Consider the following 16930-nt stretch of genomic DNA (forward strand, 5'->3'; position numbering starts at 1 on the left):
GTCGATTCACGTGTGAGAACCATGGAGTTCGGATCGGTTCTGATGCGAACTCCGCCTCCCCGGGCGGGGGAGGAGCGCCCCTGCCCGGGGAGAGCCGTCGCGCGGTCGCCTCAGGGGCGGAAGACGACCTTGACGGCGCCGTCCGCCTTCTGCTGGAACATGTCGTACGCGTCCGACGCGTCGGCCAGCGGCAGGTGATGGGTGGCGAACTCGTCCACCCCCAGCGGGTCCTGGTCCGTCAGCAAGGGCATGATCTCCGGTACCCAGCGCCGGACGTTCGCCTGACCCATGCGCAGCGTCACCTGCTTGTCGAAGAGGGTGAGCATGGGCATCGGGTCGGCCATGCCGCCGTACACCCCGGAGAGTGAGATGGTGCCGCCGCGGCGGACCATGTCGATCGCGCTGGTCAGGGCGCTCATGCGGTCCACGCCCGCGGTACCGGCCAGTTTCGCTCCCGCGTTGCCCGGCAGCGCCGCCGCCGCGTCCTGGAGGAACTTCCCGGTCCTGTTGCCGTGCGCCTCCATCCCGACGGCGTCGATGACGCTGTCGGCGCCGCGCCCCTCCGTCAGCTCGCGGACGGCCTCCGCCGGATCGTCCAGCTCCCGCAGGTCCAGTGTGCGGACGCCGCGGGCGCGCGCCCGCTCCAGCCGCTCCGGCACCAGGTCGATGCCGATGACCTGCCGCACCCCGCGGTGCAGCGCGACTCGGCATGCCATGTCGCCGATCGGGCCCAGGCCGATGACCGCCAGGGTGCCGCCCTCGGGCACCTCCGCGTACTCGACCGCCTGCCACGCGGTGGGCAGCACGTCGGAGAGGTACAGGAACCGGTCGTCGGGCGCGTCGGAGGAGATCCGGATCGGCCCGTACTGGGCCTGCGGCACCCGCAGGTACTCGGCCTGTGCGCCGGGCACGGCCCCGTACAGATTGGTGTAGCCGAACAGCGCTGCGCCCGCGCCCTGCTCCCTGACCTGTGTCGTCTCGCACTGGGTGGGCAGGCCCCGATCGCACATGAAGCAGTGGCCGCACGCGATCTGGAAGGGGACGACCACCCGGTCGCCGACCGACAGGTCGCGGACTCCGGGGCCGACCTCCTCCACGACGCCCATGGGCTCGTGGCCCAGGATGTCGCCCTCGTTCATGAACGGCGCGAGCACCTCGTACAGGTGCAGGTCGGAACCGCACAGGCCACTGGAGGTCACCCGGATCACCGCGTCGGTGGGTTCCACGATGCGGGGGTCGGGCACCTCCTCCACCCGTACGTCGCGCTTTCCGTGCCAGACCGCTGCCTTCATCGCACCGCACCTCCGGGGCCGTCGTGTGGCCCGGCGCCCCGTCCCGTCCCCGCGCCCGGTCAGCGGCCGCGGGGGAGACCGCGCCGGTCTCGTCCGTTCCTCCCGGGTTGCCTGGATACGGGGGGATTACACGTGCGGAGTCGTGGCAATACGCACAGCAGGCACCGCGTCCGGAGTACGGCGCCCCGACGGGTGCCGGTCGTCACGGCCGGGCCCCTTCCGTCCCTCGGCCGCGGAGCGCCCGCGCTACGCGCCGGCCCCGGCGAGGAACTCCGGTTCGGTCGTCGCCACGGCGCGCAACAGCGCCCGGACGCCCGCGCGTGCCCGGGGGTAGGGGGCGTCGGAGCCCGTGAGGACGGACTGGGTGTTGGACGACTCCCAGAGTGCCGTCAGCTCGAAGGCCAGTTGCTCGGCCGACCGGTGCGAGGCGATCTCACCCGCCTCCTGCGCCTCCAGCACCGTCTGCTGCACGAAGGTGCGCCACGCGGTGTCGGCCGCCCGGACGGCGTCCTGCACCGGGCCGGGGCGCGAGCTGTACTCGACCCGGACGCGCTGGAAGAAGCAGCCGCCGGGGAAGACCCGCTCCGCGGAGTACCGGAGCCACACCTCGCTCAGTCCCCACAGGCGGGCCAGCCCCGGCGGCCGGGCGAGGGCGGCGTCGATCACGTTGTCCTGGTAGATCCGGGAGGCCGCCCTGACCGTGGCCAGCTGCAACTCCTCCTTCGAGCCGAAGAGGGCGAACACGCCGCTCTTGCTGAGCTTCAGCTCGGCCGCCAGCCGGCCCAGGGAGAGGGCCTCCAGGCCCTCGGACGACCCGATGCGGACCGTCCGCTCCAGCACCAGCCGCCTGGTCTGGTTCCCTCGTTCGACCCGCCCGTCGAGACGCCGTTCGGCCACGTCGGTACTCCTCGCTCCGCGGGGCGCCGCGGGCCTCGCTCTGTCCGGGTCGCCAGGGTACTGACAAAACGACCGTGCGGTGAGTTTCGACCCCGCCGAAGCGCTGTGGGGCCGGCGCGGCGGGCTCGTCGGCTCGCCCCGTCCGGCACAGCCGCGCCCCGGGGGCACCGCTGTGCCGGATGGGGGCGATGGGTGGCGACGGGCGGAGAAGGACGTGAGAAGCGAACTTTCCGTGGCCGGGGTAAAACCCCCGTCCCGGCGATAAGAAGATGTTATTGGCCTCCGGTCTGGCCCTTCTCGTAGTGTCGGGTCAGCCGCCGCAGACGCAGAGCGGTGCTATTCGGTATTCCGATGTCGGCACGCCTGCGTCTGCTGTCTTTTCGGCTTCCGTTCTTCATGGGAGGGGAACCATGATTGTCGCGAAGCAGCCCGGCAAGACGCTGGGCGTCACCATCTCCGATTTCGACCCGGCGACCGCGTCGGCCGCCGATTTCAGCGCGCTCAAGAAGATCGTCCACACGGAGAAGATCGCGGTCCTCCGGGGGCAGGACCTCACTCCGTCGCAGTACGTGGAGCTCGGGCGCAAGCTGGGCCGCGTCGAGCGTTACTACCAGAAGATGTACTGGCACCCCGAGGAGCCGGACGTTTTCGTCTCCTCCAACGTGCCGCACAACGGCGAGCAGATCGGCGTGCCCCGGACCGGCAAGTTCTGGCACGCCGACTACGAGTTCATGCCCGAGCCGTTCGGGCTGACCCTCATCTACCCGCAGGTCATCCCGAAGGTCAACCGTGGCACGTACTTCATCGACATGGGGCGGGCCTACGAGGCGCTGCCGCAGCGACTGAAGGACGCGGTCGCGGGCACGGTCTGCCGGCACAGCGTGCAGCGGTACTTCAAGATCCGCCCGACCGACGTCTACCGGCCGCTCGTCGAGGTCCTCGCCGACGTGGAGGCCGAGACCCCCACCGTCACCCACCCCACCGTGACGGTCCACCCCGTGACCGGTGAGCGGATCCTCTACCTCAGCGAGGGGTTCGCGCTCTCGCTCGCGGACGCCGAGGGCAACGAGCTCGACGGCGGGCTGCTGCGGGAGCTGCTGGAGGCGACCGGACAGACCGACGACACCTTCAGCCACCCGGGTATCCACCTCCAGACGTTCGAGCAGGGCGACATCCTCGTCTGGGACAACCGGTCGCTCATCCACCGGGCGCTCCACACATCGCAGCCGGAGCCGACCTCGTCGTTCCGCGTGACCGTCCACGACGAGCATCCCTTCTACGAGGGCATTCGGGTCTGATCGCCCCGGGCCGGGCCGCGAGGGGAGGGGAGCGATGCCGGGCGACGGGATGTCACCGGGACAGCGCAGGGAATTCGCCGCAGGGCCGCGTTTCCGTGCCCCGGCCGTACGGATTCCGGGTATCCGGAAGTACATGACGGAAAATGTCCGCTGCCTCCCGGGAGAGGGAGCGCGGGAAACTCGTGTCGAATTCACCGTCGTGCCGGGTGTGTCACCGCCCGCCGCGACGGAGAACCGTTCGCCGGCCGCCCCGCCCCGGTGCCGCAGCACGCCGCCCGCGCCGCCGACCGCCGAGCGGCCCCCACCGACGGGACCCTCTGTCGCGCCCGGCCGCACACGCTGCAGGACCACTCCCTGTCGCCGGGTGGGCTCCGCCCGCTCCGCCCCCGCATCGAGGCGGTGGCCGAGGAGCTCGTGGACGCTCTCGTGGCCCGTGGGGCGCGGGAGCAGTCGGTCGACCTCGTCACGGCGCCGGCGGTCCCGCCGCCCCTCATGGTGATCGCCGAGGTGTCCGGGGTCCCGGCCGAACGCTGGGCGGAGTTCCGGCGCCGGGGACGCCGGAACGGGGCGACGGCCGGCAGCGCGGGGGCCGGCGAGGGCCTCCCGGGCCCGACCGGCGGAACCGACCCGGCAGCCCTGCGCCTCGACCCCGGCGACGAGCCGGCCCGGGCGCAGATCTCCCTCGCCGTCTCCACCCTGTTGCGCCGCGCCGGCGGTCTGCGGCTCACGGTCGCACCGCAGGACGTCCCCCGGCGCCGCGCCCACTGCATCCGCACACCGCTCCGACTGCCCGTCACGCTCACCGTTGCCGAGAGAGGGCGAGAATGACCGAGACGAGACCCGCACCGGCCGATGGCTGCCCGGTCGCTCATCGGACCACCGAGCCCGTCTTCGACGAGGCGTACTTCGCCGATCCCTACCCGCTCTACGACCAGCTGCGCACCGCCGGTCCCGCGCACCGCGTCACCGCGCCCGACGGCTCGGCCGTGTGGCTCGTCACCCGCTACGCCGACGTCCGCCAGGGGCTGGCCGACCAGCGCCTGGCCCGGCATCCCAAGTACAACAAGGGCGGGTACTCGGGCATCCCGCTCCCCGAGGACCTGCGGGTCATCCTCGCCACCACCGACCCGCCGCACCACACCCGGCTGCGGTCCCTGATCAACGCCGCCTTCACCCGCCGACGCGTCGAGTCGCTGCGGCCGCGGGTGGACGAGGTCGTCGACAGGCTGCTGGACGCCATGGCGGACACCGACGGCACCGTCGACCTCGTCGCCGCACTCGCCGCCCCCCTGCCCATCACCATCATCTGCGACCTGCTGGGCATCCCCGAGGACGAGCGCGGCGCGTTCCGTGCCTACACCGACGGCATCGTCGGAACCGATCCCGCCGGCGCCGCCCAGGGCTGCCAGGACATGGTCGCCTTCCTCAAGCGGATGATCGCGCTCAAGCGCACCGAGCCGGACGACGCGCTGATCACCGGGCTCATCGACGCGCGCGACCAGGACGACAGGCTGACCGAGTCCGAGATGGTCGGCATGGCGTTCATGATCCTCATCGGCGGGTACGACACCACGCTCAGCATGATCAGTTCCGGGGCGCTCGCCCTGCTGCGCGACCCCGAGCGGGCGGCGCAGCTGCGCGCGTACCCCGGGCTCATGCCGGCGGCGGTCGAGGAGCTGCTGCGCTTCGAGGCGCCGGTCCAGAACGCCATCCGCCGCTTCGCCACCGAGGACCTGGTCATCGGCGGCGTGCCCATCGAGGCCGGCAGCGCCGTGGTGCTGTCCATCGGCTCCGCCGGCCGCGACCCCGAGCAGTACGCCTGCCCCGGCCGGATGGACTTCGAGAGGGACGACACCACCCACGTCAGCTTCGGGTTCGGCCCGCACTTCTGCCCCGGCGCGCAGCTGGGCCGGATGGAGGTGGGCGCCTCGCTGCGGCAGCTCCTGATCCGGTTCCCGGAGATGACGCTCGCCGACGAGGCACTGCGGTACCGCCCGGGCTTCACCTTCCGGGAGCTCTCCACGCTCCCGGTCGTCCTCGGGAAGCAGGCCGGCCGATGACCACCGCTCCGTCGCTGCCCGCCGGCGCCGGCGCCGCCCCCGACGCGGCCGGCCACGCGACCGACGAGGCGCTGCTGGCACGGGTGCTGCGCGTCTACCGCCCCGACTGCCGGTACCTCCGGACGGCCGTCGTCGAGGAGACCGAGGACGGACTGGCCCGGGCGAGGTGCACCTTCTCGATACCGGCGCCGTTCTACATCGATGACACCGGCCACTTCAACGCCGTCGAGTTCAACCTCTGCTACAACCAGATGATGTACTACGCGGTCGCGAAGGCCGTGAAAGAGGGCATCATGCCGCCGTTCGCCGAGTGGTCCCTGGAGGACTACTGGCAGCGGCAGCTGCCCGCCTTCCTGATCGTCGACTTCCGCAGCACCTTCGCCAAGGCCATGGGCTCCCACCGCTTCCACGGCGAGATCACCTTCACCCGCGCCCGGCGGTACACCGGGGGGCGCGACCGCCGACCGATGATCGTCGCCGACACGGCCTGCCGCTACTGGGACGACGACGGCGGTCACTGCCACGGCGAGGTGCGCCTGGTGGTCACCGACCCGCCGGCACCCGCGGGAGGTGCGGCGCCGTGACCGCCGTCCCGACCCCCTGGCTGCGCCGCCTCGCGGCGACACCGCTCCCGGAGCGCGCGGCACTGCTGGAGGACCTCGTCGTGAGCGAGTTCCGCACGGTGCTGCTCATGGGCGAGGACGACGTGCTGCCCCGGGACGAGAGCTACTTCGCCCACGGGCTCACCTCGCTCGGCGCCACCGAGGTGGAGCAGCGGCTGGAAGCGGCCATCGGCCGCCCGATCGACGCCTCCGAACTTCTCAACAACCCCACCGTGGACCACCTCCTGACCCACCTGCGGACCGACGTGCTCTCGGACCACTTCCCCGCGCCCCCCGCGGATCCCGCGTCCCCGCCGGACGGTGCCCCCGGCCCGGCGGACCGCACCACCCGGCTGCTGGTGGACGACCTCCTGAAGTCGCTCTACTCCTGAGTGCGCCCGCCCCCTGCCGGCGGACCCCGGCCGTCGAACCGCCGTCTGCCGCCGGCGCGGGCCACCGGAGCGCCCCCTCCGCCCGGTGCCCCGCACCGCCACCCCCTTCGACCCCATCCACGCGCCGCACAGCGGGAGAGACGCCATGACTGACTCGGTTCCGGCCTCCGACAAGGACCACCTGCTCCGGCGACTCCTGCTGGAGAAGTACGAGCCCATCGCGGTGGTGGGAGTCGGACTACGGCTGCCGGGGGACAACACCACACCCGAGGGGTTCGCGGAGTTCCTCGCGCAGGGGCGGGACGGCACGGGGCCGGTCCCCGCCGCCCGCTGGGACACCGAGGAACTGCACAGCACGGAGCGCGGCACCCGGGGGCGGATCACCACCGCGGGCGGCGGCTTCCTGCGCGACATCGACCGGTTCGACCCGCAGTTCTTCAACATCGCGCCCAAGGAGGCCGCCTACGTCGACCCCCAGCAGCGGCTGGTGCTGGAGGCGTCCTGGCACGCGCTGGAGTCGGCCAACATCGATCCCGCCGCGCTGCGCGGCGGCAACGGCGCCGTGTACATGGGCGTCAGCTCCGTCGACTACAGCCTGGAGATGAGCGCACTGCGGGCCGAGGAACTGGAGGCGGCGGTCGGCACGGGCACCGCCCACAGCGCCGTCTCCGGGCGGCTGTCGTACGTCCTCGGGTGGCGCGGCCCCAGCATGAGCATCGACACCGCGTGCTCCTCCTCGTTGGTCGCCCTGCACCTGGCCGCCGGCGGACTGCGTCGCGGTGAGTGCGACATCGCGCTGGCCGGCGGTGTGAACGCCATCCACCACCCCCGCAACCACATCGTCTTCTCCCAGGCGAACATGCTCGCCGCCGACGGCCGGTGCAAGACCTTCGACGAGAGCGCCGACGGCTACAGCCGCAGTGAGGGAGTCGGGGTCCTCGTGCTCAAGCGGCTCTCCGACGCCCGGCGGGACGGCGACCGGGTCATGGCGCTGGTGCGCGGCTCCGCCGTCCGGCAGGACGGCGAGAGCGGCGGCCTCACCGTGCCCAACGGCATCGCCCAGGCCGCCGTCATGCGCGCCGCGCTCGCCGACGCCGTGCTCGAACCCGCCGACATCGGCTACGTCGAGGCCCACGGCACCGGCACCTCGCTGGGCGACCCGATCGAGATCGGCGCCATCGAGAAGGTCTTCGGAGCCTCCCGCACGCCCGACGCGCCGCTCCCCGTGGGGTCGGTGAAGACCAACATCGGCCACATGGAGGCCGCCGCCGGCGCCGGCGGCGTCATCAAGACCGTCCTCCAGCTGCAGGACGCCGCCTTCTACCCCCACCTCAACGTCACCGTCCCCAACCGCCACGTGCCCTGGGACGACTACCACGTCACGCTGCCCCCGGCCGGCCGGCCCTGGACGGACGCGCCGCGCCGCGCCGTCGTCAACTCGTTCGGCTTCGCCGGCACCATCGCCTCCGTCGTCCTCGAGCAGGCGCCGCCCGCGCTCGGCGACGCGGACGACCGGGACCCGGCGGAGCCCACCGCCACCGAGGCGGTGCTCACCCTCTCCGCCCGCGGACCGGCGGCCCTGCGCCGGCAGGCGGCGGCCTGGCGTGCGGCGCTGGAGGAGCTCGACGAGCGCGACCTGGCCGCCTTCTGCCGCACGGCCAACCTCGGCCGTTCCCACTTCGCCACCCGGGTCGCCGCCCCCGTCGCGGACCTGGGGCAGGCGCGTGCCCTGCTCGACCGCGTCGTGAACGCCGACGAGCGGACCCGGCCCGCCGGCGGGGACGACGACCTGCGCGACGCCCCCGTGGCCTTCCTCTTCACCGGGCAGGGCTCCCAGTACTCCGGTATGGGGCGCCCGCTGTACGACCGCTACCCCGCCTTCCGCGAGCAGGTGGACCGGCTCGACGCCCTGTTCCACCCCCACCTGGGGTCCTCCGTGCGCGCGGTGATGTTCGGAGAGGGCCCGGAGGCCGAGGCGGACATCCACCGCACCCGGTACACCCAGTGCGCGCTCTTCACGCTGGAGTACGCCCTCGCCCACCTGTGGGCCGCATGGGGGGTGCGGCCGAACGTCCTGCTCGGCCACAGCATCGGCGAGATCGTCGCCGCCACCGTCGCGGGGCTCTTCGACCTGCCGGACGCCGTCCGGCTGGTCGCGGCCCGCGCGCGGCTGATGCAGTCCGTGACGGCGCCCGGCCGCATGATCGCGGTCCGTGCCGCGGCCGACGCCGTCCGCCCGTTCCTGGCCGGCGTCCCCGACGTCAGCTTCGCCGCGGTCAACGCGCCCGAGCAGTGCGTCGTCTCCGGCGGCCGCGACTCCGTCGACCGCCTGGAACGGCAGCTGCGCGAGCAGGGCCTCGACGTCAAGGGCCTGCCGGTCTCCCACGCCTTCCACTCGCCGCTGATGGCCGAGGTCTTCGACGCCTTCCGCGCGGAGATCGCCGACATCGAGTTCCACGAGCCCACGATCAGTTTCGTCTCCAACGTCACCGGGCGGATCGCCCAGTACGACGAGGTCGCGACACCGGACTACTGGGTCCGCCACATCGGGGAGCCCGTGGCCTTCGCCGCCGGGGTGCGCACCGTGCAGCAGCGGGGGCGCCACGTCTTCGTCGAGGTCGGCCCCTCGGGAGCACTCACCGCCATGGGGCGTCGCAGCCCCGACGCGGCCGACCACCTCTGGCTCGCCAGCCTGCTCCCCGCGGACACCGACGGCAGCACGCTCCGCACCGCCCTCGCCCGGTGCTACACCGCAGGGATGGCGGTCGACTGGGCCGGCCACCACCGGGGCCGGCCCGGCCGGCTGCTCGACCTGCCGACCTACGTCTTCGACACCAAGCGGTACTGGCTCCCCACCGGTGACCGTCGACTCGGCGTCCCCGGCGCCCCGCCGCCCGCGGCGACCCTGCTGGGCGCCGAGAGCACCACCGACGCACAGCGTGCCGCGGGCACCACCGAGTTCCGCGCGCTGATCGGCCCCGACGCCCCCGCGCACCTCGCCGACCACTGCGTCATGGGACAGGTCGTCTTCCCCGGCGCCGGCTACGTGGCCCTCGCCCTCGACATCCAGGACGCCGTCCTCGGCGAGACCTCCCGCCCGGTGCGGCAGCTGCGCATCCACGAGCCGCTGTTCCTGCCCGAGGACGCCGCCACGGAGCTCCGCACCCGGTTGAGGGCCGACCCTGCGGGCGGCCACTCGGTCGACGTCGTCAGCCTCGCCGACGGCGGCATCGAACGACTGCACGCCACCGCCGTCCTCGCCGACAGCGCCGACAGCGCTGCGGGTACCGCCGCCGAGACCGCCGCCCGGGACGCCCGGGCGCTGCTCGCCCAGGCGGGGGACGCCGACCGGCACCACCCGGCGGACGAGCTCTACGCGGACTTCACCGAGGTCGGACTCGCCTACGGCCCGCACTACCGGCGCATCGAGCGGGCACGCTCGCACCCGGACGGCCTCGCCACCGCCGAGATCCGCGCGGCGGGGATCGGCGACGGCGGCCGCCTGCACCCGGCCGTGCTGGACTGCGCGATGCAGACCCTCGCCGTCGTGGCACCACCCGGCGCGACCTACCTTCCCGTCGCGTTCGACGAGGTGGTCCTCCACAAGAACCCCCGCGGCACCCTCACCACCGTCCTGCGCCTGCTGCCGCAGGAGAACGCCGAGGAGCTCACCGCCGACCTCTTCGCCCTGGAGGGCGACCGACCCGCCCTGACCGTGCGGGGGCTGCGTCTCAAGCGGGTCACGCACACCGGCGCCGCCCGGCACCTCGTCCACGAGCCGCGCTGGACCCGGCGTTCGCTGCCCGCGGCCCGGCCCGCGCAGGACCGCCGCGTCCTCGTCCTCGGCACGGACCCCGCGCAGTTGCCGCCCGCCCCGGCCGGCGTCACGGTGCGGACGCTCGACGCGGCAGCACGCGTCGACGGTGCCCCGCCGGTCGACGCGCTGCCGGACGACCTCACCGACATCTGCTGGTTCTGGGAGGGCGGCGACACCTCCCCGGCCCCGGACGACCCCGCGGCGGAGGCCGCGGTCCTGCGGGAGGAGAGCCGCCGCAACTACACCGCGCTGCTCTCGCTGCTCGCAGCCCTGGGCGACCGCGCCCCGCGACTGCTGCTGGTGACCCGGGGGGCCCAGCGGCTGCCCGAGGACGACCCCACCGAGCCGCTCGACCCCCGCCGCCTGGCGGCCGCGTCCCTGTGGGGCTTCGGCCCGGTGCTGCTGAACGAGCACCCCGCGCTGCGGGCCGCCCTGGTCGACCTGCCGGCGCAGGCCTCACCGGAGGACCTGGCGGCGCTGTGGCAGGAGTGCGCCGCCGGGGACACCGGCGACCACCGGATCGGCCTGCGGGCCGGCGCCCGGCGGGTGCAGCGCCTGCACCGGACCCGCACCGACGCCGGCGACGGCACCGGACCCACGGTCGAACTCACCGTTCTCGACCACGGGTCGTTCTCCGGCATCGCGCCGGTGCCGGTGCCCGACCGCGCCCCCGAGGGCGACGAGATCGAGGTGCGCGTCCACGCCGCCGGGTTGAACTTCAAGGACGTCCTCAACGCGCTGGGCATGCTGCGCCGGCACGCAGAGGAGACCGACACCGCCTACGTCCCGCTGCCGCTGGGGTTCGAGGCGTCCGGCACCGTGCTGGCCGCCGGACCGTCCGCGGAGTTCGCCCCCGGCGACGAGGTGCTGCTCAGCCACCTGGGCTGCATGCGGTCCCGGGTGACCGTCCCGTCGGCCGTCGCGGTCCGCAAGCCCGCCGCCCTCGGGTTCGCGGAGGCCGCGGCTCTCCCCACCGCCTACGTCACCGCCTGGTACTCGCTGCACGACCTCGCCGGGATCAAGCCGGGCGACACGGTGCTGATCCACGCCGCCGCGGGCGGGGTCGGACAGGCCGCCGTGCGGATCGCCCAGCTCGCGGGCGCCGAGGTCCACGCCACGGCGAGCCCCGGCAAGTGGCCGCTGCTGCGCCGGGCCGGCGTCCGGCACCTGATGAACTCGCGCACCCTCGCCTTCTCGGAGGAGGTCCGCGAGGCGACGGGCGGCCGCGGCGTCGACATCGTCCTCAACAGCCTCAACAAGGACTTCGTCCCCGCCGGGCTCGACTGCCTGGCCGAGGGCGGCCGGTTCGTCGAACTCGGCAAGATCGGCATCTGGTCGGCGGAGCGCACGGCGGAGTACCGACCGGACGTCCGCTACCACAACTTCGACCTCAGCGAGCTCCCCGAGGCGCAGCTCAACCGGCTCAACAAGGAGATCCTCACCCGGGTCGTCGCCCACATCGAGGCCGGAGAGCTCGGTGCGCTGCCCACGACCGCCTACACCCTGGAGGAGACCGAGGAGGCGTTCGGCGTGCTCAGCCGCGGCGCCAACGTCGGCAAGCTCGTCCTCACCTTCCCGACGCCGGAGCCCGCGCCCGAACCCGTCCGGCTGACCGCCGACGAGACCTACCTCATCACCGGCGGACTCGGCGCCCTGGGGACCGTGGCCGCCCGCAGACTGGTGCGGGACGGCGCCCGGCATCTGGCCCTGGTCAGTCGTCGCACCGTCGAGGAGGCGGACGTCACCGACCTGGCCCGCTCCCTGGGGGACGGCGTCACGGTGCGCGTCCTCACCGGCGATGTCGCCGACCCCGCCGACGTCGTCCGCATCGTGGCGGAGGCCGACACCGCGACCGCTCCGCTCGGCGGCGTCCTCCATGCCGCGGGCGTCCTCGCCGACGCACCGATCGGGGGGCAGAGCTGGGAGAGCATCGACACCGTGCTGCGGCCCAAGACCTACGGGGGCTGGCTCCTGCACCGGGCCACCGCTGAGCTGCCCCGCGTGCGCTTCTTCGTGGCCTACTCGTCGGTCGCCTCGGTCATCGGCTCCGTCGGCCAGAGCAACTACGCCGCCGCCAACGCGTTCCTCGACGCGCTGATGCGCGAGCGCGCCGTCCGCGGCCTGCCCGGGCTGAGCGTCAACTGGGGCCCCTGGGCCGAGGTCGGCATGGCCGCCGACCTCACTGCCCAGCAAATCCGTGCCATCGAGGGACGCGGCCTGAAGTTCCTCACGCCCACCGACGGCATGCGTCAGCTCACGCGCGCCTGGGACCGCTCCGCGCCGCAGGCCGTGATCGGCGAGTTCGACTTCGAACGCCTGCTGTCCGGCCCCGCCGCCGCGGACGCCTTCTACACCGCGGTGCGACCCCGCGCAGCGGCCCGGGAGGACGAGATCGACCTCGCCGAACTCGCCGGCCTGCCGCCCGCCGAGCGAACCCGGGGCGTCACCGACATCGTGCGGGCGAAGGTCGCCGCGGTGCTGCACTTCGAGTCCGGCGACGACATCGACCCCGCCGCGAAGTTCCTGGAGCTCGGCGTCGACTCCCTGGCGGCGGTGGAACTCAAGAACGCGCTGGAGAGCGCCTTCCGCACCGCGCTGCCGACCTCGGCGCTCTTCGACCACCCCACCGTCGCCGACCTCGCCGGCCACGTCGCCGACCGCCTCGCCCCCGAGGCCGACGCCGCGGACGCGGCCGCGGACGCCGTGCGGACCGAGGACCCGCCGCCGGCCGCCGCGCCCGCCGACCTCACCGACGAGGAAGCCGACGCCGAACTCGCCGAACTGCGCGCGCAGACCTTCTGACGGGGCGGGGAGGAGAGACCGTGAACGACTACATCGACCAGCTGGACGGCCTGACCCGGAAACAGCTCATGGTCCTGCTGGCCCGGCGCCACCAGGAGAGCACCCAGGGCATCGCGGTCAGCGGGATGGGATGCCGCTTCCCGGGCGGCATCGACACCCCCGACGCGCTGTGGGAGGCGGTGCGCGGCGCCCGGGCCGTGCGCGCGGCCGGGTCGCAGCCGCCGACCGACAGCAGCGGCCGCCCCCGCTGGGACACCACCGCCCCCGACCTCGCCCCGCTGGCCCCGACGCTCGCCGCCGGCGCGTACCTCGACGACGTCGACCTGTTCGACGCCGACCGCTTCGACCTCACCCCCGAGGAGGCCGAGCACCTCGACCCCCAGCAGCGCCTGCTGCTGGAGGTCACGCTCCAGGCGCTCGCCGACGCCAACCTGACGCTCCGCGCCCTGCGGCGCCGCCGCGTCGGCGTCTACGTGGGCATCAGCACCGCGGAGTACAACTTCGCGGGGCTGCGCAACGGCATCGGCAAGGACGACCTCTCCCCGTACATGGGCACCGGCACCGCGCTCAGCGCCGCCTCCGGGCGCATCGCCCTGGCGCTCGGAGTGCGGGGGCCCGCCCTCACGTTGGACACCGCCTGCTCCTCCGCCCTCACCGCCGTGCACCTCGCCGCCGGAGCGCTGCGCGCCGAGGAGTGCGACATCGCCGTCGTCGGCGTGAGCCACCTGCTGCTCTCACCGTTCACCAGCGAGGTCTTCGCGCAGGCCGGCATGGTCTCGCCCACCGGCCGGTGCCTGCCCTTCACCGCCGAGGCGGACGGCTACGTCCGCGCGGAGGGGTGCGGGGTGCTGGTGCTGGAGCGCTACCGCGACGCCGCGGCCGACGGACGGCAGCCCTACGCCGTCGTGCGCGGCAGCGCCGTCCACCAGGACGGCGACCGGGAGCAGTTGGCCGCGTGGTCCGCCGCGTCGCAGCGCACCGTCATCGACCTCGCGCTGCGCCGGACCGGGGCGGCCGCCCACGACGTGCGGTACGTCGAGGCGCAGGCCAACGGCTCCCGGGTCGGCGGCGTCGTCGAGGCCGAGACCCTCGCCGCGGCGTACGACCGGCGCGGAGCCGCCGCGCCGGAGTTGTACGTCGGCTCCGCCAAGGCGAACCTCGGCTACCTGGAGACCGCGTCCGGGGTCGCCGGGATGATGAAGACCGCCCTGGCCCTGGCGCACCGGGAGATCCCGCCCCAGCCCGGCGCCGACCGCCCCGACCCGGCCATCGCCTGGGAGCGCACCGGCCTCCGGCTGGCCACCGCCCCGCGCCCCTGGCCGACCACCGCCCGCACCCTCGCCGGTGTCAGCGCCACCGGCTTCACCGGAACAGCCGCGCACGTGGTCATGGAGGCGACGCCGCTTCCCGGCTCCGCCCCGCCGGAGCGCGGCGGCCCGGCGCTGCTGCTGCTCTCGGCCCACACCCCGGCCTCGCTGTCGGCCACCGCGGAGCGCCTGCGTGCCCACCTGCTCGCGCGGGGCGGCTGGAGCCGCGGCGCGGTCTGCCGCACCCTGGCCGAGCGCCGCGACCACCTCGCCCACCGCCACGCCGCCGTCGTCCACTCCGACGAGGAGCTGCTGGCGGCGCTGGACCGTGCAGCGACCGCCGGCCCCTTGGTCCGGGCGCTCCCGGCCCCGCCCGGGGTGCTGCTCGACCTGCGGCGCGGCGCGCCGCAGGCAGGGCTCGGCAGCTCCGGCGCCCGTCGGCCGGCACCCGGCAGAGCACCGGGGGAGGACGCCGGCGACCCGACACCCGCCTGGCTCGACCGCGTGCGCGCCGCCGGGGCGCCGATCGCCGGTGTCGTGTGCGCCGCGGCGGTCGCCGCGCCGTGCCTGGCCGCCCTCACGCGGGACGGGGCGTCCGCCTGGGAGCGGAGCGAAGACGGCGACACCGTCACGCTGCGCCGCGCGGGCGCGGGGGAGGTGCCGCTCACCGATCCGGCCGCGCTCGACGAGGCGGACTGGTACGGACTGCTCGCCGCCGCCTACCTCGCGGGGGGCGACGTCGACCCCGGTGCCCTCACCCCCGACGACCCGCCGCCGCTGATGCGGCTGCCCGGCCCCGCTCTGCTCGGCAGCCGCTACTGGACCGACGTCAACATCTGGCGCTGACAGCAACCGGAACAGGACTCCTGATGTACTTCCCCGAGCTCCAGACGGTCACCGACACCGTGACGTTCCACGCCCGGCGCACCCCCGAGGCCACCGCCGTGGAGTGCGAGGGCCGCACCGTCAGCTACCGCGCGCTGGACCGGGAGAGCAGCCGGGCCGCGCACGCGCTGCTCACCGCCGGGCTCTCGACCGGGTCCCGCGTCGCGTACCTGGGCAAGGAGTCCGAGCTCTACTACGAGCTGCTCTTCGCCTGTGCCAAGAGCGGCACCGTCCTCGTCCCGGTGAACTGGCGGCTGACCACCCCCGAGGTCGACCACATCCTCCGCGACTCCGGCAGCGAACTCCTCTTCGTGGAGGAGGAGTTCCTCGCCGCCGTCCCGGAGCGCGCCGCGCTGCCCGCCCTGCGGGACGTCGTCCTGGTCGAGGCCGGCGGCCCGCCCGGCACCGGCTACGCAGCCTGGCGGGCTCCCCACCCCGACGTGCCGCCCGCCGTGGCGACCGGCCCGGAGAGCCCCGTCGCGCAGCTCTACACCAGCGGTACCACCGGCCTGCCCAAGGGCGTGGTCCTCGCCCACCGCAGCTTCTTCCGTGTCCGGGACGCTCTCGCCGGCGCCGGTCTGGACTGGATCGACTGGCGGCCCGGCGACCGCAGCCTCATCGGCATCCCCGGCTTCCACGTCGGCGGCCTGTGGTGGGCGGTCCAGGGCTTCGGCGCAGGAGTCACCAACGTCTCCCTGCGAATGTTCACCAGCCACGACGCCGTCCGCCTCATCCGCGACGGCGGGGTGACCACGGCCTGCGTCGTCCCCGCCATGCTCCAGATGATCCTCGCCGAACCCGGCACCGGGCCCGAGGACTTCCGCACCCTGCGCAAGACCGTCTACGGCGGGTCACCCATCTCCGAGAGCCTCCTCACCCGGGGCATCGAGGTGCTCGGCTGCGACTTCGCCCAGATCTACGGCCTCACCGAGACCGGCAACACCGCCGTCTGCCTGCCGCCGCAGGACCACGTCGTGGGAAGCCCCCGGCTCACGGCGGCCGGACGCCCCTACCCGGGCGTCCGCGTGCGGATCGTCGGCGAGGACGGCACCGGGCTGCCGCCGGGGGAGGTCGGCGAGGTCCACCTCCACACCCCGGCCGCCATGCTCGGCTACTGGGAACTGAAGGACGCGACCGACCGGACGCTGGTCGACGGCTGGGTCCGCACCGGCGACGCCGGCTACCTCGATCCCGACGGCTACCTGTACATCTGCGACCGCATCAAGGACACCGTCATCGTCGCGGGGGAGAACGTCTACCCCGCCGAGGTCGAGAACGCCCTGTGCGCCCATCCCGCCGTCGCCGAGGCGGCCGTCATCGGCGTGCCCCACGACCGGTGGGGCGAGGCGGTGCACGCCTGCGTCGTGCTGCGCCCGGGGCACCGGGCCACCGCCAGGGAACTGATGCTCGCCCTGCGGGACCGCGTCGCCGGGTTCAAGATCCCGACCTCCTACGAGTTCATCGACCGGGTGCCGCGCAACCCGAGCGGCAAGACGCTGCGGCGCGCGCTGCGCGAGAGGTACTGGGCCGGCCGGGAGCGGCAGGTCAACTGAGCCGCGGCGGCATGCGGCGGGCAGA

Annotated in this window: 10 protein-coding genes; 8 read left to right on the plus strand and 2 right to left on the minus strand. The window is 74.0% G+C overall.

From position 1 onward, the window contains the following. Positions 1-110: 110 nt before the first annotated feature. Both HCN52_RS02290 and HCN52_RS02295 read right to left on the minus strand, forming a co-directional pair. Positions 111-1292, minus strand: a complete 1182-nt coding sequence (locus tag HCN52_RS02290; protein ID WP_168086632.1) for a zinc-dependent alcohol dehydrogenase — start codon at positions 1290-1292, stop codon at positions 111-113. Between the two features lie 246 nt (positions 1293-1538). Beyond that, positions 1539-2189 (minus strand): TetR/AcrR family transcriptional regulator, encoded by a 651-nt coding sequence (locus tag HCN52_RS02295; protein WP_168086633.1) that lies wholly within the window; start codon positions 2187-2189, stop codon positions 1539-1541. Between the two features lie 410 nt (positions 2190-2599). On the opposite strand from HCN52_RS02295, the gene scoE reads away from it, so the two are divergent. The 8 genes from scoE (at position 2600) to HCN52_RS02335 (ending at position 16905) form a co-directional block, all read left to right on the plus strand. Further along, positions 2600-3487, plus strand: coding sequence for a (3R)-3-[(carboxymethyl)amino]fatty acid oxygenase/decarboxylase (gene scoE, locus HCN52_RS02300; RefSeq protein WP_168086634.1), 888 nt, complete (start codon positions 2600-2602; stop codon positions 3485-3487). A gap of 414 nt (positions 3488-3901) precedes the next feature. After that, the gene (locus HCN52_RS02305; RefSeq protein ID WP_168086635.1) at positions 3902-4315 is read left to right on the plus strand and encodes a hypothetical protein; all 414 of its coding nucleotides are present in this window, start codon (positions 3902-3904) and stop codon (positions 4313-4315) included. After that, positions 4312-5547 (plus strand): cytochrome P450 family protein, encoded by a 1236-nt coding sequence (locus HCN52_RS02310; protein WP_168086636.1) that lies wholly within the window; start codon positions 4312-4314, stop codon positions 5545-5547. Before HCN52_RS02305 ends, HCN52_RS02310 begins: the two co-directional genes overlap by 4 nt. Further along, complete coding sequence (locus HCN52_RS02315) at positions 5544-6131, plus strand: FcoT family thioesterase (RefSeq protein ID WP_168086637.1); 588 nt, start codon at positions 5544-5546, stop codon at positions 6129-6131. The genes HCN52_RS02310 and HCN52_RS02315 overlap by 4 nt, the downstream gene beginning before the upstream one ends. Continuing rightward, complete coding sequence (locus HCN52_RS02320) at positions 6128-6541, plus strand: acyl carrier protein (RefSeq protein ID WP_312876492.1); 414 nt, start codon at positions 6128-6130, stop codon at positions 6539-6541. Before HCN52_RS02315 ends, HCN52_RS02320 begins: the two co-directional genes overlap by 4 nt. A gap of 145 nt (positions 6542-6686) precedes the next feature. Next, positions 6687-13160 (plus strand): type I polyketide synthase, encoded by a 6474-nt coding sequence (locus tag HCN52_RS02325; RefSeq protein WP_168086638.1) that lies wholly within the window; start codon positions 6687-6689, stop codon positions 13158-13160. A gap of 20 nt (positions 13161-13180) precedes the next feature. Next, positions 13181-15313 (plus strand): polyketide synthase, encoded by a 2133-nt coding sequence (locus HCN52_RS02330; RefSeq protein ID WP_168086639.1) that lies wholly within the window; start codon positions 13181-13183, stop codon positions 15311-15313. A 23-nt stretch (positions 15314-15336) separates the two neighbouring features. Continuing rightward, entirely contained in the window at positions 15337-16905 is a 1569-nt protein-coding gene (locus HCN52_RS02335; RefSeq protein WP_168086640.1) for a fatty acid--CoA ligase, read from the plus strand. The last annotated feature ends 25 nt before the right edge of the window (positions 16906-16930 follow it).

The sequence above is a fragment of the Streptomyces bohaiensis genome (genome assembly GCF_012033785.1).
GTDB classification, from domain to species: domain Bacteria; phylum Actinomycetota; class Actinomycetes; order Streptomycetales; family Streptomycetaceae; genus Streptomyces; species Streptomyces bohaiensis.